Annotated in this window: 19 protein-coding genes and 1 pseudogene; 15 read left to right on the top strand and 5 right to left on the bottom strand. The window is 42.9% G+C overall.

Going from position 1 to position 18,537, the window contains the following annotated elements:
* Positions 1-12 precede the first annotated feature (12 nt).
* A complete protein-coding gene (gene coaBC, locus DW981_RS02555; protein ID WP_118506674.1) occupies positions 13-1,197 on the top strand; it encodes a bifunctional phosphopantothenoylcysteine decarboxylase/phosphopantothenate--cysteine ligase CoaBC in 1,185 nt (394 codons plus the stop codon).
* A gap of 154 nt (positions 1,198-1,351) precedes the next feature.
* Here the strand turns inward: coaBC and truA are convergent, their stop codons facing one another.
* Positions 1,352-2,266, bottom strand: a complete 915-nt coding sequence (gene truA / locus DW981_RS02550) for a tRNA pseudouridine(38-40) synthase TruA (protein ID WP_118506673.1) — start codon at positions 2,264-2,266, stop codon at positions 1,352-1,354.
* A gap of 342 nt (positions 2,267-2,608) precedes the next feature.
* Between truA and DW981_RS02545 the strand changes: the two genes are divergently transcribed.
* On the top strand, positions 2,609-2,779 hold the full coding sequence (locus DW981_RS02545; protein WP_022026003.1) for a 4Fe-4S binding protein: 171 nt from the start codon (positions 2,609-2,611) through the stop codon (positions 2,777-2,779).
* Between the two features lie 350 nt (positions 2,780-3,129).
* Entirely contained in the window at positions 3,130-3,342 is a 213-nt protein-coding gene (locus tag DW981_RS02540) for a DUF1858 domain-containing protein (protein WP_118506672.1), read from the top strand.
* 122 nt (positions 3,343-3,464) lie between these two features.
* Here DW981_RS02540 and DW981_RS02535 read toward each other — a convergent pair whose 3' ends face one another.
* The gene (locus DW981_RS02535) at positions 3,465-4,367 is read right to left on the bottom strand and encodes an adaptor protein MecA (protein ID WP_118506671.1); all 903 of its coding nucleotides are present in this window, start codon (positions 4,365-4,367) and stop codon (positions 3,465-3,467) included.
* Between the two features lie 730 nt (positions 4,368-5,097).
* On the opposite strand from DW981_RS02535, the gene DW981_RS02530 reads away from it, so the two are divergent.
* The 7 genes from DW981_RS02530 (at position 5,098) to DW981_RS02500 (ending at position 11,237) form a co-directional block, all read left to right on the top strand.
* The gene (locus DW981_RS02530; RefSeq protein ID WP_118506670.1) at positions 5,098-5,331 is read left to right on the top strand and encodes a hypothetical protein; all 234 of its coding nucleotides are present in this window, start codon (positions 5,098-5,100) and stop codon (positions 5,329-5,331) included.
* Positions 5,332-5,530: 199 nt separating this feature from the next.
* Complete coding sequence (locus tag DW981_RS02525) at positions 5,531-7,243, top strand: glycosyl hydrolase family 18 protein (protein ID WP_118506669.1); 1,713 nt, start codon at positions 5,531-5,533, stop codon at positions 7,241-7,243.
* Positions 7,244-7,326: 83 nt separating this feature from the next.
* The gene (locus DW981_RS02520; RefSeq protein ID WP_182434098.1) at positions 7,327-8,121 is read left to right on the top strand and encodes an N-acetylmuramoyl-L-alanine amidase; all 795 of its coding nucleotides are present in this window, start codon (positions 7,327-7,329) and stop codon (positions 8,119-8,121) included.
* Entirely contained in the window at positions 8,075-9,130 is a 1,056-nt protein-coding gene (locus tag DW981_RS02515; RefSeq protein ID WP_118506667.1) for an L-threonylcarbamoyladenylate synthase, read from the top strand. The genes DW981_RS02520 and DW981_RS02515 overlap by 47 nt, the downstream gene beginning before the upstream one ends.
* Positions 9,131-9,145: 15 nt before the next feature.
* Complete coding sequence (locus DW981_RS02510) at positions 9,146-9,619, top strand: hypothetical protein (RefSeq protein WP_118506666.1); 474 nt, start codon at positions 9,146-9,148, stop codon at positions 9,617-9,619.
* Positions 9,603-10,031, top strand: coding sequence for a ribose 5-phosphate isomerase B (gene rpiB / locus DW981_RS02505; protein ID WP_118506665.1), 429 nt, complete (start codon positions 9,603-9,605; stop codon positions 10,029-10,031). Before DW981_RS02510 ends, rpiB begins: the two co-directional genes overlap by 17 nt.
* A gap of 159 nt (positions 10,032-10,190) precedes the next feature.
* Positions 10,191-11,237: a branched-chain amino acid aminotransferase gene (locus DW981_RS02500; RefSeq protein WP_279220174.1), complete on the top strand. Its 1,047-nt coding sequence runs from the start codon at positions 10,191-10,193 to the stop codon at positions 11,235-11,237.
* Between the two features lie 265 nt (positions 11,238-11,502).
* Here the strand turns inward: DW981_RS02500 and DW981_RS02495 are convergent, their stop codons facing one another.
* Positions 11,503-13,110, bottom strand: a complete 1,608-nt coding sequence (locus DW981_RS02495; protein WP_182434097.1) for an SPOCS domain-containing protein — start codon at positions 13,108-13,110, stop codon at positions 11,503-11,505.
* 199 nt (positions 13,111-13,309) lie between these two features.
* Between DW981_RS02495 and DW981_RS02490 the strand changes: the two genes are divergently transcribed.
* On the top strand, positions 13,310-13,762 hold the full coding sequence (locus DW981_RS02490) for a GNAT family N-acetyltransferase (RefSeq protein ID WP_022026014.1): 453 nt from the start codon (positions 13,310-13,312) through the stop codon (positions 13,760-13,762).
* Positions 13,763-13,840: 78 nt separating this feature from the next.
* On the opposite strand, the gene DW981_RS02485 is transcribed toward DW981_RS02490, so the two are convergent.
* Together DW981_RS02485 and DW981_RS02480 are read right to left on the bottom strand one after the other, a co-directional pair.
* The gene (locus DW981_RS02485) at positions 13,841-14,017 is read right to left on the bottom strand and encodes a DUF4250 domain-containing protein (RefSeq protein WP_022026015.1); all 177 of its coding nucleotides are present in this window, start codon (positions 14,015-14,017) and stop codon (positions 13,841-13,843) included.
* Between the two features lie 13 nt (positions 14,018-14,030).
* Positions 14,031-15,133: pseudogene (locus tag DW981_RS02480) on the bottom strand (undecaprenyldiphospho-muramoylpentapeptide beta-N-acetylglucosaminyltransferase).
* 267 nt (positions 15,134-15,400) lie between these two features.
* On the opposite strand from DW981_RS02480, the gene DW981_RS02475 reads away from it, so the two are divergent.
* From DW981_RS02475 to DW981_RS02460, 4 genes are all read left to right on the top strand, one after another.
* A complete protein-coding gene (locus DW981_RS02475; RefSeq protein ID WP_022026017.1) occupies positions 15,401-15,982 on the top strand; it encodes a 2-oxoacid:acceptor oxidoreductase family protein in 582 nt (193 codons plus the stop codon).
* A 91-nt stretch (positions 15,983-16,073) separates the two neighbouring features.
* Positions 16,074-16,379, top strand: coding sequence for a 4Fe-4S binding protein (locus DW981_RS02470; RefSeq protein WP_022026018.1), 306 nt, complete (start codon positions 16,074-16,076; stop codon positions 16,377-16,379).
* Positions 16,379-17,557 carry a pyruvate ferredoxin oxidoreductase gene (porA, locus tag DW981_RS02465; RefSeq protein WP_118506662.1) on the top strand — a complete coding sequence of 393 codons (1,179 nt, stop codon included), beginning with the start codon at positions 16,379-16,381 and terminating at the stop codon, positions 17,555-17,557. Before DW981_RS02470 ends, porA begins: the two co-directional genes overlap by 1 nt.
* Positions 17,558-17,586: 29 nt before the next feature.
* On the top strand, positions 17,587-18,528 hold the full coding sequence (locus tag DW981_RS02460; protein ID WP_022026021.1) for a thiamine pyrophosphate-dependent enzyme: 942 nt from the start codon (positions 17,587-17,589) through the stop codon (positions 18,526-18,528).
* Positions 18,529-18,537 lie beyond the last annotated feature (9 nt).

Here is an 18,537-nt window from a genome sequence, read left to right as displayed (position 1 = left end):
GAGGAAAGAAAGATGCTTAAGGGAAAAACGGTGGTACTCGGTGTGACAGGGAGTATTGCAGCATATAAGATCGCAAATCTGGCAAGTATGCTTGTGAAGATGCATGCGCAGGTACACGTATTAATGACGAAGAATGCGACCAATTTTATTAATCCGATCACATTTGAGACATTGACAAGTACCAAATGTCTGGTTGATACATTTGACCGCAATTTTCAATATAGTGTAGAGCACGTCGCGCTGGCAAAACAGGCGGATGTGGTGTTGATCGCTCCGGCGTCTGCGAATGTTATTGGAAAGATTGCAGGCGGCATTGCGGATGACATGTTGACAACAACTGTCATGGCATGCAAATGTAAAAAGATCATTGCTCCGGCGATGAATACCAATATGTACGAAAATCCAATCGTTCAAGATAATTTGGAGAAACTTCGTCATTATGGTTATGAAATTATTGCTCCGGCAGTTGGATATCTGGCTTGTAAAGATGTTGGAGCGGGTAAGCTCCCATCGGAAGAAGTTTTATTGGAATATATTTTACGTGAGATTCGCTTCGAAAAGGATCTGGAAGGCAAAAAAGTACTTGTTACTGCCGGTCCGACCGTCGAAGCAATTGATCCGGTACGCTTTATTTCTAATCGTTCCACAGGTAAAATGGGATATGCGCTTGCGAGAGTTGCTATGCAGCGAGGTGCGCAGGTGACACTTGTGTCCGGACCGGTTTCTTTAGAACCGCCGCTCTTTGTAGATGTTGTTCCGGTAGAAAGTGCAGAAGACATGTTTCAGGCAGTTACTTCCCGCATGGCAGAGCAGGATATTATTATCAAAGCCGCTGCAGTGGCTGATTATACACCTGCTACTGTAGCAGACAATAAGATCAAAAAGACAGATGGGGAAGCAGCGATCGCACTTACACGCACGAAAGACATTTTGGGCTATTTGGGAGAACATCGCACAGAGAAACAGATCTTATGCGGATTTTCTATGGAAACAGAGAATATGTTGGAAAATTCCCGCAAAAAATTGGATAAAAAGCATTTGGACCTGGTTGTTGCGAACAACTTGAAAGTAGAAGGAGCCGGGTTTGGCGTTGATACAAATGTGGTGACCTTGATCACAAGAGAAGGAGCCCGCGAGCTGCCGAAAATGACAAAAGAGGAAGTCGCAGGCGCCATCTTAGATGAAATAGTTGAGTAGTGTCAGCAGATATTATCTTAGATACATTAGTCGAGTAGTGTCAGCAAGGCCTGTCTTAGATACATTAGTTGAGTAGCGTCAGCAAGGCCTGTCTTAGATGCATTAGTTGAGTAGTGTCAGCAGATACTATCTTGGATGCATTTGCTGAGAACAGCTAATAAGTAACATTCATAAGAAATAATCCTTGTGGAGGGGCAGTGAAACCGGCTGCCTCTCTTTTTTGTGCCTGTAGAATGGCAGGGATATCTTCAGGACTTTTTAGCCCAATGCCAACTTCTAACAAAGTGCCGGTCAGAATGCGTACCATATGATACAAAAAGCCATTCCCATAAAAATCAAGTATCATCTTGTTATTTTCATTTCGAATGGTCAGATTCGTAATTGTACGGACGGTTGACTTCTTCATACGCTTATTATCGCAAAAACTTTTGAAATCGTGTTCGCCGCACAGCAGGGCAGCGGCTTTCTGCATCGCTTCCAAATCGTATATTATTTGAGGCGGCATTGTGTTGTTGGATGCTACATTGTTTCTTTGAGGCGGCATTGTGTTGTTGGATGCCACATTGTTTCTTTCAGAAGGTCTTGAAATATCCGTGTTGACAGAACTATCGCCAAATGTGGCGGATAAGTGACCGGTTTGTCTGCATAATTTATAGAAATAGTCCGTATCTGCAAAGCGAGTCATGTATTTTCGCTCAAACACTTCAGCGGCAGAGCCGTTGTCAATTTGGTAACGGTAGTGTTTCTGCTTAGCATTGAGGCGTGCGTGAAATCGTGGATCTACCTGTGTCACGCTCGTGATCCGAACGTCTTGCGGTAAATATTGGTTAAGCGCTGTCATGATCTGTGGACACGATAAGGCAGCAGATGTTTTGAAATTGGCCACCTGACATAGGGCATGGACGCCGGCATCCGTGCGGCCGGATCCATGGATCTCAATGTCTTCTTTCAGCCATTTTTGCAATACGGTTTCAATTTTACCTTGGATCGTATCAGCAGTATTGCCCTGCTTTTGCCAACCGCTGTAGCGTGTGCCATCATATTGTATTGTTAATTTATAATTGTTCATTGAAGTCCTCGTTTCTATTTATGGTATATGTGGTTATTATCATATAATGTTCTTTCCGGAAAAACAAGCAGCAGCTTCAAATGTGTAAAGTTTGAATTAATGATAAAAAATATCAATAAATCACCTTGACAAATTAACGGAGTTAGTCACAACTACTTGCCGAGCACTGTCGAAAACACGCACTTTTTTAAAAGTTTAAATAAGATATTGAGCGTAAACGTACGTTTGGTAAGTTGCGCCTAACCCAGTAAAACAGGGCGTTTGGAGAATTTTGGGGGTTGCCATTTTAGATGAATTGTATTAAAATTAAGCCATACTTAAATCAAAAGGAGGTACTTTATAATGGCATATGTTATTAGTGATGATTGCGTAAGCTGTGGAGCTTGTGCAGGTGGATGCCCTGTAGGAGCAATTTCTGAGGGTGAGGCTCATTATGAAATTGATGCAGATAGCTGCATTTCTTGTGGAGCTTGTGCAGGAACATGCCCATCCGGAGCAATTTCTGAGGCTTAATTTATGGTTGAGACAACTATAAACAAAATTAGCAGCCAGTTTGTTGATGAATGACAGACTGACTGCTTTTTTTGTTAAGTCTCTGATGAATACTAATTGTGGCAAAGCAATTGCTATAGTTTCTTGATGGCAGGACTCACTATATAGCGGCTGCAAAATATAATTAGCCCATCGACATAATAAGCAATATGTGACTAGATGACAGCTTCGGATGTGCGAAGTTTGAATCAGTAATAAAAAATTACAGCTTGTTTTTATAGAAAGAGAGTGTTATAATCGGTGCGTACTTAAGCGAACAGCAGTCATTCTGCCTGTATCGCTGAATATATCATATAATGGAGGTAATAGATATGGCAGCAACAATTAATAAAGATATGATAATCGCAGATATGCTTAAAATTGATCCGGGCATTGCAGCAATTCTTATGGCATCAGGAATGCACTGCATCGGATGTCCTTCTGCACAGGGAGAGACATTGGATGAAGCGGCTATGGTTCATGGCATGAACGCAGATGAGCTTGTTGTAAATGTAAATGAGTATCTGGCCAAGAAAGAGGCATAATAGAACTGTTTTTATAGTAAACAATCATAAAAAAGCATTGCTTTGATAGGTTGCCCGAAAGATTGACATTGGGGCAGTCGCTTATCAGTTAAGCAATGGCTTTTGATGTTTATATCCGTCATTTAGAGGGTGCCAAGAACTTGAACAGCGCGGTCGGCGATCAAAACTTCACAATGTTCTGCGAGAAACTGCGGAGCAGCATGATTGTTCGGACAAGGTGTACCGTACTCGGCTGCAACAGCTTCAGCTCTGGCAAAGCGGGCAAGGTCATAAATCCCTCTATGCAAAATGATATAATATTTACCCAAAGAGGTGGAGCGGTAAGCTGTATTAGGTCCATTATAAAAGTTGCGTAAATGCTCGCACATTTCGACCAGTTTCTCGAGAGAGGAGAATGAGAATATACGGGTAATATCTACAAGTGCCTCATTAACATCTACATCTGGTTCCATAGGGTGTTCCAAATTGATGTCGGGTTTGTTCTTGTCGGCAGTGGCTTTGTTGTCCTTCGATTCTTTTTGCACATTACCATGGAAAAGTTGATCCAGGACGGCATCTGCTTTGCCACGACCGGGCCATTTTGTTTGAGAATTAACTTCATTGAGCATTTGCTCAATATTCATATCCTCTGCGGAATCCGGTCCATCGATATCAAAGTCATCTGCATCAAACTCTTCGTCATCGTTAATGATTACAAAATCATCTGTCGAGGAATCGTCCAAATAATGCTCTGACGGATCGTCAGTAAAGTTTGAAAAGCGGGTATCCAATTCATCGGGATCTTCCACTTTGGTGATCAACAAAATAAGTGCATCCGGAAGCATTGGAATTGCTTCTATCATTAATGGGATATCATCTGCCTCAAATCCAAATTCGTAGGACGCTTGCTGCATCATATCTCGAAAAAGAGCCCGAGCTTTTTCGGTTCCGTATGCCAATTCGCTAATGCGGATTTCGCGGTCCTTTAAATCTTTTTGATACAACGTACAACGGATCTGATGTTCATTGATTTTTTCAATTCGCATAGGCTCACTTCCCTTCGTCAATAATTAATATTAAGCCTTATAAAAAGCTAGAATATGCGGCCTGGATGAGTTGTCATCCCGACCTATGTTCTTTATATATCAGTATAAAATAATACTGAAAAGAAGTCAAACGATAGGAAAGTCTGCTATCGAATCAAAGCTGCTTTGTCTATGTACTTAAAATGGAATGAAATATGCTAATTATAGATTTCGTCAGTTTGAACAAAAGCATACGTGGAGAATATTCTCAATTTCTCCAAATATTTTGAAATCTATTTAAAATCTATCAAAAAAAACAAAAAGTTGGTAAATACTAACAAAGTTAGAGGTTGTTTTCTAATATCAATTTGTCGATTTGGTATTGCCAGAATGTTTGCAGGGAGCATATAATGCCCTCAGAGAAACGAACCCGATGTGTAGGAGGTGATGATGTTTCGTTAAAAGGACGGATATGATACTTTTGTTTCAAACACTGTGTCTCGCATAATAGCAGTGTATTCTGAAATAACCAAAAGGTTCCGATTGCGGCGTATGATAGGGATTCGATTCTCAGTGATTCAAGTATGGTTTATATGGAAATTGTGATTTTCATATGAGCGATTTGAGCCCTGCAGATTATGATTTATGAACTGCAGGAGCATGGGTGAGCAGTATGAAAGATTGACATGTCACAATATACAACCAATGTTCAGGAAAGTCGTACTGTCATCGAGCAAAGGGGGATAAGCAATTGGAGAGAAAATCAACAGGTCTGCGGGAGACAATGTATTCTTGGGTGATTTCCGAAATATCTGATGCAGAGCGCGTTGGTGTGCCGGTGCGGGTAGACGGTGTGCTCTATTCGACGAGGGATGCCAGAGTGCTGCATCAGGTCATGGAGGATCATTATTACATGAAGAGTTATGTTGGCGATGAAGCAGGCAAAATATGTGAGATTGATTTTGATCATATTACGGAATTTTGAGTAAAACCGTTTATTGGCAGGATGGCTGATAACGGGAATGTATGTCTGTGCGAAACTTCGCACACAACCTTTTTCGGAGAGACGTCAAGGCCCCGATGTCTCTCCGATATTTCAGTTTGCCCGATAGAGGGAAAAGTGGTATACTAAAACAGAGTATTGTTGTATGACTAGTACGATTAAGAAATGAGGGCTTTGACGAATGAAGAACAAGAAGAGGATTACCATTGGAGTAGTGGTTGTGCTTTTGGCTTTGGCAGCAATCCTTGCAGTGATCATGCTTAAGAAATTTGCACCAAACAAAACGCACATGAGTCTGACAAAGTATTTTCAGGTGACCGATCAGGGGATGATGCCGGTTGTGCTGGAAGATGATATATGTGGACTAAAAGCTATCGAGAAAGATGGTCATATTTATGTAGATAGAGAATTTGTGACAGAGAAGTTAAATCATCGTTTTTATTGGGATGCCAATGAAAATATGCTGTTATATACAACTTCGACCCAGCTGATCTCCGCTGCATTAAACAGTAAAGATTGTTATATTAATAATAAAAGCCGTGTTAGCAAGGATTATACAATTGCTGTAGCACAGGACAATGTTGTTTATGTGGCTTTGGACTATGTTCAGCAGTACACGGCGATGGATTATAAACAATACAAAAAGCCAAATCGTATTGTGATCCACACGGTATACAATAAGGATATAAGCTATGCGGATGCGAAGGATGATGTGCAGATCCGCAATAAACAGAGCATTAAGAGTCCGATCCTGCAAGATGTAAAGTCGGGACAGAAGCTTCGTGTTCTTGCCGGTGAAAATAAGGACACAGGATTTATGAAAGTGATGTCTGAGTCCGGTGTGATAGGATACGTACAGGCTAAGAAGATGAAGGAAACCTATAAGAAACAGTCAGAAACAACGTTTCGTGAGGAGTCCTATAGCCATATCCTAATGGATAAGCAGGTGAATTTAGTGTGGCATCAGGTGACGAATCAGTCAGCTAATGGAAGATTATCCGGTTTATTATCTGCAACAAAAGGTGTGAATGTTGTGGCGCCTACTTGGTTTGAGACGTCGGATAATGATGGCAATGTTACATCACTGGCTTCCGATTCTTATGTGCAGACGGCACATCAGGCCGGTGTACAGGTATGGGCCCTGTGCAGTGATTTCGGCCCTAAGATGAAGATTGGAAAAGTGCTGGGTACAACGAGCAAACGTCAAAAATTAGTCAAGAACCTGATTGCCGAGGCAATACGATACGATCTTGACGGAATTAACATTGATTTTGAGAATGTTAAAAAGGATTCCGGCGAGGACTTTATACAGTTTGTAAGGGAACTTGGAATTATGTGCCGCAATAATGGAGTTGTTTTGTCTATAGACAATTACCCACCTGCGGGAGGAATTTCGGCATATTATAATCGCAAAGAGCAGGCAGAGGTTGCTGACTATGTGATCACGATGTCATATGATGAGCACTATGCCGGCAGTAAGGAAGCCGGTCCGGTTTCTTCAATCAGTTATGTGACGAATTCCATACAGGAAGTAGGTGAGGAAGTCCCTGCAGAGCAGATGGTTATAGCATTGCCGTTCTATTCCAGACATTGGAAAGAGAAGACAAAGGGTGGGAAAGCAAAGTTATCATCCGAGGCGTGCTCTATGAAAGGTGCGCAGACTGTGCTTAAGGATTCCGGCAAAAAGGCAACTTGGGATGATGCAACAGGAATGAATTATGTAGAATATACAGAGAGTGGAACGGTTCATAAAATTTGGATTGAGGATGCGAAATCGTTGGAACTTAAGATGAAAGCGGTATCGGATGCAAATCTGGGTGGAGTTGCCTTTTGGAAACTGGGATTGGAAGATGCCTCTGTGTGGAATATGATTGAGAAGTATGTGAAACATTAATTGGGATTCCTATCATTAGTATGTTTTTTGCTTCATAGATATGTATAGAATAATGGCGGAGGATGCCACAATGTGGCCTGCGTATGAATAATGTATCTTTTTTGAAGCAATGGGGGAAGAAATACGGAATTGGAATTATTGTTGGTTTGTTACTGTCTGTCGGTTTTTTGGTGATGGATGCAGATCGGTGGATCAGTGTGCATACATTGAATCAAAAAACAGCAAAATACACTGTTGTGATCGATAGTGGTCACGGAGGAGTAGATCCGGGTAAGATTGGCGTTGATGGTGTATACGAAAAGGATATCAATCTGGCAATAGCAAAACAATTGCAAAAGGTATTGGAACGCAATAACTGTCAGGTGATAATGACACGTGAGGCGGATCAGGGATTATATGAGGAATCTGATACGAATAAGAAACGCGCAGATATGGCGAAACGTGTCAGCATTATGAACGGGTGCGATGCGGATGTTGTTGTCAGTATTCATCAAAACAGCTATACAGATGCGACGTCGAGAGGGGCGCAGGTGTTTTACCAGGCAACCTCTGAAAGCGGCAAACAGTTGGCCGCTAAGATCCAAGAAACGTTGAAACGAGATGTAGCACCCGATAATCGCAGACAGATCAAGGCAAATGCGGATTATTATCTGCTGAAAAATACAACGAGCACAATGGTAATTGTGGAATGTGGTTTTTTGTCGAATCTGCAGGAAGCAAAGCAGTTACAGGAAGCAGAGTATCAGAAAAAGGTTGCACAGGCAATTGGAATGGGGGTATTGTATTATTTAGGGGAATCTGGGGAAACTAAGCAAAGAAAAGAGGATTCAAATGGAGACGAAAATACTGCAGGTCAATCCGGAGCAGTTTGGCGATGAGGAGTTGCAGGAGGCATGTCAGGTACTTCGGAACGATGGCTTGGTGGCGTTTCCGACAGAGACGGTATATGGTCTTGGAGGAAATGCATTACATAAAGAAGCTGCTAATCATATATATGCGGCCAAGGGAAGACCGTCCGACAACCCATTGATCGTACATATCTCAGAGGTAAAAAGTTTATATGAACTGGCGGCGGATGTCCCGGAAGCGGCCAAAAAGCTTTCGGAAGCATTCTGGCCGGGACCGCTTACGATGATTCTGCCAAAAGCAGATATTGTGCCTAAATCAACAACAGGTGGTTTGGATACGGTTGCAATACGAATGCCATCGCACCCAATTGCTAAAGAATTGATTCGGCAGTCTGGAGTATATATAGCAGCACCGAGTGCAAATCTATCCGGCAGACCGAGTCCGACCAAGGCAGAGCACGTTATCGAGGATTTGTCGGGGCGTATCGATATGATTATTGACGGCGGAGAAGTGGGAATTGGTTTGGAGTCAACGATCGTGGATCTGACAGGGGATGTGCCAATGGTGCTTAGACCTGGTTATATTACATTGGAGATGCTCCGAGAAGTATTGGGAAATGTAGAAGTTGATCCGGCAGTGCTCAGCCGAGAAGTTAAGCCGGGGATTGTAGCAAAGGCGCCGGGAATGAAATATCGACATTATGCGCCGAAAGGTCAATTGACGATTGTAGAGGGAGAAACAAAACAGGTCGTTGCGTCTATCTTACAGATGGTACATGATAAACAAAAGGAGGGATACAAGGTAGCAGTGATCGCTGCACAGGAGACAGCGAACTGTTATCCAAGTGGCATTGTTTATAGCATTGGTTCTAGAAAATGTGAGGGATCTATTGCTGCGGGGTTATATGATATATTGAGAGAAATGGATCATTTGGGGGCTGAGTATATCTTTGCAGAAAGTTTTGAGGATGATAATTTGGGACAGGCTATTATGAACCGGATGCTCAAAGCTGCTGGGTATCACATAGTTAAGGCGTGAAAGGAGCGTAACACGATGAGACCATATGACAAAATATTTTTTGTATGCACATCCAACACGTTGCTAAGTCCCATCGCAGAAGGGATCTACCGTTCGAAGGCGGCAGTTTATATGCCGGAGCCATATTCGAGAGGACTGGTTGTATTATTTGAGGAGCCGATCAGCCCAAAGGTAAATCTTTTGCTTAGTAAGCATGAGATGACGCCGGGAAATCATTCGCAGTCAATGCAATTGCAGAAAGAAGAGTTAACTGATAAAACATTGATCCTAACAATGACATTTCCGGAGAAGGTACAATTTTTGGAAACGTATGGAGATGGTTATGCGGTTTATACTTTGGGGGAATTTGCCGGAGTAGAGACGGATGTGTCAGATCCGTACGGAGCGGAAGAGGAAGCATATGAAAAATGCTTTGAAGAGATTGAGGAGAGAATCAGACTTACAATACACCGATTGGAGGAGGAAGAAAAAGATGATAGCATTGGGTAGTGATCATGGCGGATACGGCTTGAAACAGGAAGTGAAAGCATATCTGGAAGGGAAAGGAATTCCGTATAAAGACTATGGCTGTCTGGATGAGACGCCATGCGATTATCCGGTTTATGCCAAGGCAGTTGCAAAGGCAATAGTAGATGGAGAATGCGACAAGGGCATTTTGATCTGTGGTACAGGTATTGGGATTTCTATCGCTGCGAATAAGGTAAAAGGTATTCGTGCGGCAGTTTGTCATGATACATTTAGCGCACAGGCAACGAGAGAACATAATGACGCCAATATTCTTGCTATGGGGGCACGAGTGGTTGGACCGGGTCTTGCCTTAAAGATCGTTGATACGTTTTTGAATACTGAATTTTCGGGAGAAGAAAGACATGTAAATCGTATTCGTCAGATAGAAGATTAAAGAATCCTTTGTTAAGAGTATTCGACGGATAAAGGATCCGCAAAATTATAGAAATAGTATACTTGTATACTTTGTCTTGACACTCTGAGAATCAAGGCGTAAAATGAAGTTCAAATAATGTATTTCGCTTGAGGCAGACGCAGTTTGTTTGAAACGGATATTAGGAAAGGAAGTAATAATATGGCAAAGAAAGACATTGATTGGAACAATCTTGGATTTGGTTATGTAAAGACAGATAAGCGTTATGTATCCAACTTCAAGAATGGCGCATGGGATGATGGTGCCTTGATTGAGGATGACCAGATCACCATGAGCGAGTGTGCCTGTGTATTGCAGTATGCGCAGACAGTATTTGAAGGATTAAAGGCATACACAACAGAGGACGGTCATGTCGTGTGCTTTCGCCCTGACCTAAATGCACAGCGTTTGGCACAGTCTGCAGCAAGACTTGAGATGCCGGTATTCCCGGAGGATCGTTTTGTGGAGGCTATTGCTAAAGTAGTTGAGGCAAATATAGATTATGTACCACCATATGGATCTGGAGCAACCTTGTACATCCGTCCATATATGTTTGGTAGTGATGCTGTTATCGGTGTAAAACCGGCGAGTGAATATCAGTTTCGTGTATTCACGACTCCTGTAGGACCATACTTTAAGGGTGGCGCAAAGCCAATTACTATCCGTGTTTCGGATTTTGACCGTGCAGCACCTCATGGAACAGGTAATATCAAAGCTGGTCTGAACTATGCAATGAGCTTGCATGCAATTGTAGATGCACATAAGAATGGCTTTGATGAGAATATGTATTTGGATCCTGGTACACGTACTAAGGTCGAAGAGACTGGTGGAGCTAACATTCTTTTTGTAACCAAAGATAATAAATTAGTTGTACCAAAATCAGATAGTATTCTTCCATCTATTACAAGACGTTCATTGGTAACAGTGGCTAAGGATTATCTTGGATTAGAGGTCGAGGAGAGAGAAGTTCTTTTTGAAGAAGTGAAAGACTTTGCAGAATGTGGACTTTGTGGTACAGCAGCCGTTATTTCTCCGGTTGGAAAGATTGTTGATCATGGTAACGAGATATGCATGCCAAGTGGTATGGATGAGATGGGACCGATCATGACAAAATTACGTGAAACATTGACTGGTATCCAGATGGGTCATATTGAAGCACCAGAAGGATGGATCAAGGTTATCAAGTAATAAATACATAAAAAGTGATAGGGGCCAATGGATTCATTCTGTTTCTGTTATGTGAGCAGAGACAGAATGTGATCCGTTGGCCTTTTGTTGTTTTGTGTCATGCTGATATAGCGTGATCCGTTAGCCTTTTGTTGTTTTGTGTCATGCTGATATAGTGTGACCCGTTGGTCTTTTGTTGTTTCGTGTCATGCTGATATAGCGTGATCCGTTGACTCTTTATTATTCTGAGATATGCTGATAGGCTTTTAAGTTATGTTTCGCAACACTAAAGAATACCGTCTGTTTGCTTTAAGAGGATCAGTTTGTCACCGGGAGTGACAGCATCAGACTCTAATTCATTGATTGTGCGAATGTCATTTGTGGTGGTGCGGAACAGTTTGGCAATATCCCATAGTGTATCGCCGTTTTGTACTACATAACAAACTAATCCCGGCATTTGTTGAAAGGTTTCCATGTCAATTTCATGCTCTTCAATGTCAGTCACAACGTCGTTACAGCATTCAGTGAAGACGAGAACACAGAGATTTAATACAAGTTTAGCTTCCAGTTCTTCACGGTCGAGCATGAGTACATTGATACTGCTGATGTCGGTCTGCAGTTCGTAATCATCTTCCGGAGAAATGCCGCGTACTTCAATGGTATGTTGAAAAGGAATGCTTGCCTGCAATACGTTTAGCGGATGCAGATCATCTTCGGTGATATATAGGATATCCAGTTCTACTGCACCTTCGATAGAGATACCATCCGTGACAATGGTTTGTTCATCAATTTGGATCGTTCCGGTAGCGTTGCATATTTGCAAAATGTTGTCCTTTTCGGGATCGACTTTGATGTGGTCCGAAACACGTACTGCACTCTGATTTTTGAGCAATAATTGTTTGGCATGCGAATTGCTCTTAGTCAAACGAAGATCACAGGAGGTGGAGTAGGCGTCCTGCAAGCAGTCGAAATGTTCTTCTTCATAGAACTTGATATCCAGCAGCAAAGAAAGTTCTACATCAAAGATGCGCATTTCGCCGTCTTCATCGCTGCGGCATTCCAGTGATTTTTTGCCGGGAACAATTTCAATATCAGCAACCATATCTTCGTGGCAGCCACTACAAGAGACGATGCCGTCAAATGGCAATTCAGTTTCAAAATATTCCAAATTGCGCTCATCATCTTCGGGTGTGTATAAAACAAATATCAGAAGATCGCCGGTGATCCGAATACCGTCATCAACGAGCCTTGTTGCAAGACCCTGCGTGGATAGCTCATAGTACAATACATTTTCACAACTTGGTTTTCCCTTCGGCAGCGAGGTTTCATCTTTGATCCGAAACAGATCTTTTTGGTGGGAGGTCATTGTGGTAACGGACATAGGTGCCAGTTGTTGTTCAACACCGGCCGGCGGGGTGGGATCGCCCATCTCTGCCTGTACTGCATCGTCCGAAACAATGCCGGTACCGATGGCGAGTATGTGTTCCTCTTCCTGGCAGCAATGAAGACTTAGGATTGCACGAACGCTGATCTTGCGCGAGTTGATGAGACTGGCTCGGCAGTCCTCCAAATCATAATGACAGTGAACTTCCAGATCTGGGTTGGCGTTCTCTAAATTGATGCTTTCCTCAAAAGGAATCTGTCCCTGCATAGTATGTATTTGGCGAAAATCCACGTCGCTTAAATAAAGGAGGGAGAAGCTTAATTGACCACGAATGATGGCGCGATCTGTCTCAGCTGAGGTTTCTTGTACATGGATCTCCCCCTGGATTTTAATGATGTGTTCAATATCGGGCTTGCTGTCAGGTACATTAATGTCATCCTCGAGCGTCAACTGCATATCGCTGTGACAATTTTTCAGACTGGTGCGGATTTGCCTGGTCATGAGTTTCATAGGTGCTTTCTCCCTTTCCTGCATTGAAATCAATTTGCGTCCGCAGAACACTATTTTGCGGCAAGTGTCTTATGCGGAAACTATTACTATTCTCATTGTATGCATCCGGAGTGTAAAATAGACAATATATTTGGGGTCTTGTGAAAAGATTATGATTGCGATACACTGTAGGCATGAGTATACAGAAAAGAGGATGACTATGAAATCTACAATTACATTTACAAATAATATCACGGTAGAAAATTATAATGCACTGCGTGCGGCAGTTGACTGGATACAAGTCACAGAAAAACGTGCATCTATTGCATTGCAGCACTCTTTTTATTTGTGTGTTGCGATGGATGGAGAACGTCCTGTAGGAATGGCACGTATTGTCAGTGATGGTGGATATACATATTTTATTACGGATGTCATTGTGCATCCGGACTATCAAGGGTATCATATTGGGACAGAACTGATCAGCAGAGTGTTGGATTACATTCAGAAAGATGTGATGGACGGTGAAACGGTTATGGTCAGCCTGATGGCAGCATATAAAAGGGACAGCTTTTACCACCGCTTCGGGTTTCATAGCCGTCCCTTTGGAAATCACGGATCAGGAATGTCTATGTGGGTTTCACGCGACATTTCCGGTAAGATCATTACTGCGTAATGCTTGCTTATGACAAGTCCGTTACTGCCTAATGTTTGCGCATAGTAACGGCATGCTCCGCTACCGCCTGACGCTTTATTATACAAATTGATTCCTGGCAGGATCATATTGATAATCAATTCCGGCAAGTGTTTTGCACAAGGTTTCCTGCTCAATACTCAGGGACTTGCACATTTCCTCCAAAGAGGGATAGAAGTCCCTAAGCTGGGTGTTGACGTAACTGAGTAATATCATTGGATCGTTTGGTAGTGCCATAGTTTCGTTATCCTCATTTCTGTTTTCTGTTCAGACGGCGGTTATGCTTACGCGCCTCATTGATCAATCCCACGATTTTTTCAATGGAATTATTCAACTGACTTTTGTCCATGGCGTGAATATATTGTTCTCGGTTCGTGTACACGTCATTTACCGTCTTCAGCAATAATTCGTTGGTCACATCTTTTTCCTGTATTACAACGCTGTAACCGGACTTTTCAAAAGAAGCAGCATTAAGGATCTGATCGCCGCGGCTGGCTTCAGCAGACAGCGGGATTAAAATGTTCGGTTTGCGCAGTGCCAAAATTTCACAGATTGCATTTGCGCCGGCACGAGAGATTAAAATATCGGCAGCGGCCATAAGGTCTCTTAATTCCGGTCCGATATATTCATATTGAGCATATCCTTTTGTGTCGTTTAGCGAATCGTCTAATTTGCCCTTACCGCACAAATGGATCACATGAAACTTTTGCAACAGTTCCGGCAATATGCCTCGGACAGCATCGTTGACTGCTACGGCACCAAGACTTCCACCCATGATCAGAAGAACCGGTTTTGTATCATCAAAACCACAGAATGCAAGGCCTTTTTCACGACTGCCCTTAAACAACTCCTGGCGGATCGGGGAGCCGGTTAGTACAGCCTTTTCTGCCGGGATATGCTTCATCGTCTCTGGAAAGTTAGTGCATACGCGGTGCGCACATGGAATGCAGATCTTATTGGCAAGCCCCGGTGTCATATCAGATTCATGGATCACGCAGGGAATGTGACGAAACTTTGCTGCCAATACGACAGGTACAGACACAAATCCACCTTTGGAAAACACAACATCCGGCTTGATTCTGCCCAATAATCGAATTGCCTGACCGAGACCTTTTACTACCTTAAAAGGATCACTTAAGTTTTTGACATCAATATAACGTCTAAGTTACCACTGGAAATTCCGTAATAAGGGATCCCCTGCTCTTTGATCAATGTGCGTTCAATTCCCTCATAGGAACCAATATAATGTACATCGTACCCTTGTTTTTTAAGCTCAGGGAGTAATGCAATATTCGGGGTGACGTGGCCGGCTGTGCCGCCACCGGTAAGTACGATTTTTTTTACTTTGCTCATAAATATCCTCCTTGCTCTGCGGTAAAAATGCGATAGTACGGCTTATGAATATGTGATAACAGCCGCTTCATATATGTGCAGACACTATTATCAATAGTATACCAGTATCAAGAAAACTCGCAACAGGTGCGCAGGTGAATTTTATTCATCTGCAAAGTGAAAGAAAAGAAACTTTCTCGCTTTACTTTTTCGATACACCCTATATAATAGTATTGTTGAGAAAAAATGAACAATTACATGAAAAATATTCACGAGACGGAGGACACCATGAAGAATGGAATAGAAATCAGATGGCATGGCAGAGGTGGACAGGGTGCTAAGACTGCAGCACTTTTGCTGGCAGATGTTGCGTTTAAGACAGGACAGAATGTGCAGGGATTCCCGGAGTATGGTCCGGAACGTATGGGGGCGCCGATCACAGCGTACAACCGTATCAGTCAGGATGTGATCCGCGTTCATTCAAATATTTACCATCCGGATTATGTGGTCGTTGTGGATGAGACGCTGTTAGAGTCTGTTGACGTCACAGCAGGTCTTAAGAAAGAAGGTGCGATCATTGTAAACACACCAAAGTCTAAAGAGGAGATCATGGAGCATCTCAAAGGATATGAAGGTGATGTGTACACTGTGGATGGTCGTAAAATTTCGGTGGATGCGTTGGGCAAGAATTTTCCGAATTCGCCGATGTTAGCTGCTATTGTTGCAGTAAGCAAGGTGATGCCTCGTGACAAATTTATTACAGAGATGCGGGCATCTTATGAACATAAATTTGCAAAGAAGCCGGAAGTGATCGATGGTAACATGAAAGCACTGGAAATGGCGTTTGATGCGGTAGAAGCATTGATGTAGGCGACAGCACTGCGAATGTAGAAAGAAAGCATCAGCAACGCAGCCTGCAGCATCAATAAAATGAATAGAGTTTAAGATAGGAGAACAAGAGATGAGAACCGATATTACCAAAATCAATGAAAAGACACCTCATCAGGATCTGACAGAGGGATTGATGGTATTTGCCGGTGGTACGTCCAAACTGTTTAACACAGGAGAATGGCGTACTAACACGCCGGTATATGTAGCCGACAAATGTAAACAGTGCTTGCTGTGCACACCGACTTGTCCGGATGGATGTATTCCGGTTGTCGATGGCAAGCGTCTGGCATTTGATATGGATCATTGCAAAGGATGTGGTATTTGCGCAAATGTATGTCCATTTGGAGCAATTGAGATGAAGGAGGGAAATGTATAATGGCGATCAAAGAACGTATGTCAGGTAACGAGGCGGTTTCCTATGCGATCCGTCAAGTCAACCCGGATGTTATGCCGGCTTTCCCGATCACGCCATCCACGGAGATTCCGCAGATGGTATCTACTTATATTGCGAATGGGGAAATGGATACAGAGTTTATTCCGGTAGAGAGTGAGCATTCCTCCATGAGTGCAGCCATTGGTTCTGAGGCAGCAGGAGCAAGAAGCCTGACGGCAACATCTTCCGCCGGATTGGCGTTGATGTGGGAGGAACTTTTATTAGCAGCTTCAAATCGTCTGCCGCTAGCACTTACTTTGGTCAACCGTACCTTATCCGGCCCGATCAACATCAACTGTGATCACTCCGATGGAATGGGCGCAAGAGATACCGGCTGGATCCAAATATATGCAGAAAATAATCAGGAAGCGTATGACAATTTTATTCAGGCGTATCCAATTGCGGAAGACACCGGAGTACATTTGCCGATCATGATCTGTCAGGATGGTTTCATCACCAGTCATGCGGTGGAAAATATTATGTTGTTAGAGGACGAGCTGGTAAAAGACTTTGTTGGCGAGTATGAGCCGGAAGAGTTTTTGCTCAACCCGGGCAAGCCGATCGCAGTTGGACCATATTCAGTCAGCAACTATGCAATGGAAGCTAAGAAAAATCAAGAAATTGCGATGGAAAATTCCAAAGAAGTCATTTTGGAAGTTGCCAAAAAATTTGCGGCAATGTCTGGCAGAGAATATGGATTATTTGAGGAGTACCGCACAGAAGATGCTGATTATATCATATTGATCATGGGTTCAGCAGCAGGAACGGCAAAAGAGGCAGTGGATGAACTGCGTGAGCAAGGGAAAAAAGTTGGTGTGTTAAAGCTTCGTGTTTTCCGTCCGTTCCCGGCAGAGGAAATCGCAAAGGCACTCAAAGGCTGCAAGGCAGTGGCTATTTTGGATCGTTGTGAAAGCTATAACGGTAACAATGGGCCGCTCGGTCAGGAAGTAATGGCTGGATTATTCCGCGAGAAGGTAATGATCGAGGCAGTAAATTATATTTACGGACTGGCAGGAAGAGATTTTACCATATCTGATGCAAAAGCTGTATTTGAGGAAATTACGGATCTGGTAGAAAATGGCAAGGAAGTTCCGCAGCATCAGTACATCCGTTTACGTTAACAGTATGAAAAATAGAATGGAGAACGACAATGAGTGATTATACATTAAAAACGATGATGAACAAGCCGGAGCGTTTGGCACCGGGACACCGTATGTGTGCGGGTTGTGGAGCGACGATTGCTGTTCGTGCCGTACTTCGCGCTCTGCATGAGGGAGATCAGGCAGTGATCGGTAACGCAACAGGATGTTTGGAGGTATCTTCTTTCATGTATCCGTATACGGCATGGGAAGACAGCTATATTCATAACGCATTTGAAAATGCCGGAGCTACGTTGAGTGGTGTTGAGACAGCATATAAAGCATTGAAAAAACGCGGTAAACTGCCGGAAGATGTTAATTATAAATTCATCACTTTTGGCGGCGATGGTGGAACTTATGATATTGGTTTCCAATCGTTATCCGGTGCAATGGAGCGTGGGCATGATATGGTATATGTCTGCTATGACAACGGAGCGTATATGAATACCGGTATTCAGCGTTCTTCGGCGACACCGATGTATGCAGATACAACGACAACGCCGGTTGGCAAGCAGTCAAATGGTAAAATGCAGAATCGTAAAGATCTGGCAAGTATTATTGCAGATCATGATGTCCCATATGTGGCACAGACAACCTTTACCACGAATTTTCAGGATATTCACCGCAAAGCAGAAAAGGCAATTTACACAGAAGGTGCTTCTTTTCTCAATGTAATGACGCCGTGTCCAAGGGGATGGCGTTATGATGCGGCAGAAGTGATGAAGATATGCAAATTGGCAGTAGAAACATGCTACTGGCCGTTGTTTGAGGTAGATCATGGTAAGTGGATCTTATCTTATGAGCCTAAGAAAAAATTGCCGATCGAGGATTTTCTTCGTGAGCAGGGACGTTTCAAGCATTTGTTCAAAAAAGGCAATGAGCATTTGATCGAGCAGTTTCAGGAAGAAGTTGACAGACGTTGGGAAGATTTGCAGTTTAAGTGTTCCAGATAGTTGTGTGTG

Source organism: Clostridium sp. AM49-4BH, assembly GCF_003478335.1.
In the GTDB taxonomy this organism is placed as follows: Bacteria; Bacillota; Clostridia; order Lachnospirales; family Lachnospiraceae; genus Butyribacter.
The sequence above is the reverse complement of the archived record's forward strand: the minus strand, read 5'-3'. Positions and strand labels throughout refer to the sequence as shown.

What these genes read in the sequence shown, in the direction of transcription:
- coaBC (WP_118506674.1), top strand. Translation starts at nt 13, where the DNA reads ATGCTTAAGGGAAAAACGGTGGTACTCGGTGTGACAGGGAGTATTGCA.
- truA (WP_118506673.1), bottom strand. Translation starts at nt 2,266, where the DNA reads ATGAACAATTATAAATTAACAATACAATATGATGGCACACGCTACAGC.
- DW981_RS02545 (WP_022026003.1), top strand. Translation starts at nt 2,609, where the DNA reads ATGGCATATGTTATTAGTGATGATTGCGTAAGCTGTGGAGCTTGTGCA.
- DW981_RS02540 (WP_118506672.1), top strand. Translation starts at nt 3,130, where the DNA reads ATGGCAGCAACAATTAATAAAGATATGATAATCGCAGATATGCTTAAA.
- DW981_RS02535 (WP_118506671.1), bottom strand. Translation starts at nt 4,367, where the DNA reads ATGCGAATTGAAAAAATCAATGAACATCAGATCCGTTGTACGTTGTAT.
- DW981_RS02525 (WP_118506669.1), top strand. Translation starts at nt 5,531, where the DNA reads ATGAAGAACAAGAAGAGGATTACCATTGGAGTAGTGGTTGTGCTTTTG.
- DW981_RS02520 (WP_182434098.1), top strand. Translation starts at nt 7,327, where the DNA reads ATGAATAATGTATCTTTTTTGAAGCAATGGGGGAAGAAATACGGAATT.
- DW981_RS02515 (WP_118506667.1), top strand. Translation starts at nt 8,075, where the DNA reads ATGGAGACGAAAATACTGCAGGTCAATCCGGAGCAGTTTGGCGATGAG.
- DW981_RS02510 (WP_118506666.1), top strand. Translation starts at nt 9,146, where the DNA reads ATGAGACCATATGACAAAATATTTTTTGTATGCACATCCAACACGTTG.
- rpiB (WP_118506665.1), top strand. Translation starts at nt 9,603, where the DNA reads ATGATAGCATTGGGTAGTGATCATGGCGGATACGGCTTGAAACAGGAA.
- DW981_RS02495 (WP_182434097.1), bottom strand. Translation starts at nt 13,110, where the DNA reads ATGAAACTCATGACCAGGCAAATCCGCACCAGTCTGAAAAATTGTCAC.
- DW981_RS02490 (WP_022026014.1), top strand. Translation starts at nt 13,310, where the DNA reads ATGAAATCTACAATTACATTTACAAATAATATCACGGTAGAAAATTAT.
- DW981_RS02485 (WP_022026015.1), bottom strand. Translation starts at nt 14,017, where the DNA reads ATGGCACTACCAAACGATCCAATGATATTACTCAGTTACGTCAACACC.
- DW981_RS02475 (WP_022026017.1), top strand. Translation starts at nt 15,401, where the DNA reads ATGAAGAATGGAATAGAAATCAGATGGCATGGCAGAGGTGGACAGGGT.
- DW981_RS02470 (WP_022026018.1), top strand. Translation starts at nt 16,074, where the DNA reads ATGAGAACCGATATTACCAAAATCAATGAAAAGACACCTCATCAGGAT.
- porA (WP_118506662.1), top strand. Translation starts at nt 16,379, where the DNA reads ATGGCGATCAAAGAACGTATGTCAGGTAACGAGGCGGTTTCCTATGCG.
- DW981_RS02460 (WP_022026021.1), top strand. Translation starts at nt 17,587, where the DNA reads ATGAGTGATTATACATTAAAAACGATGATGAACAAGCCGGAGCGTTTG.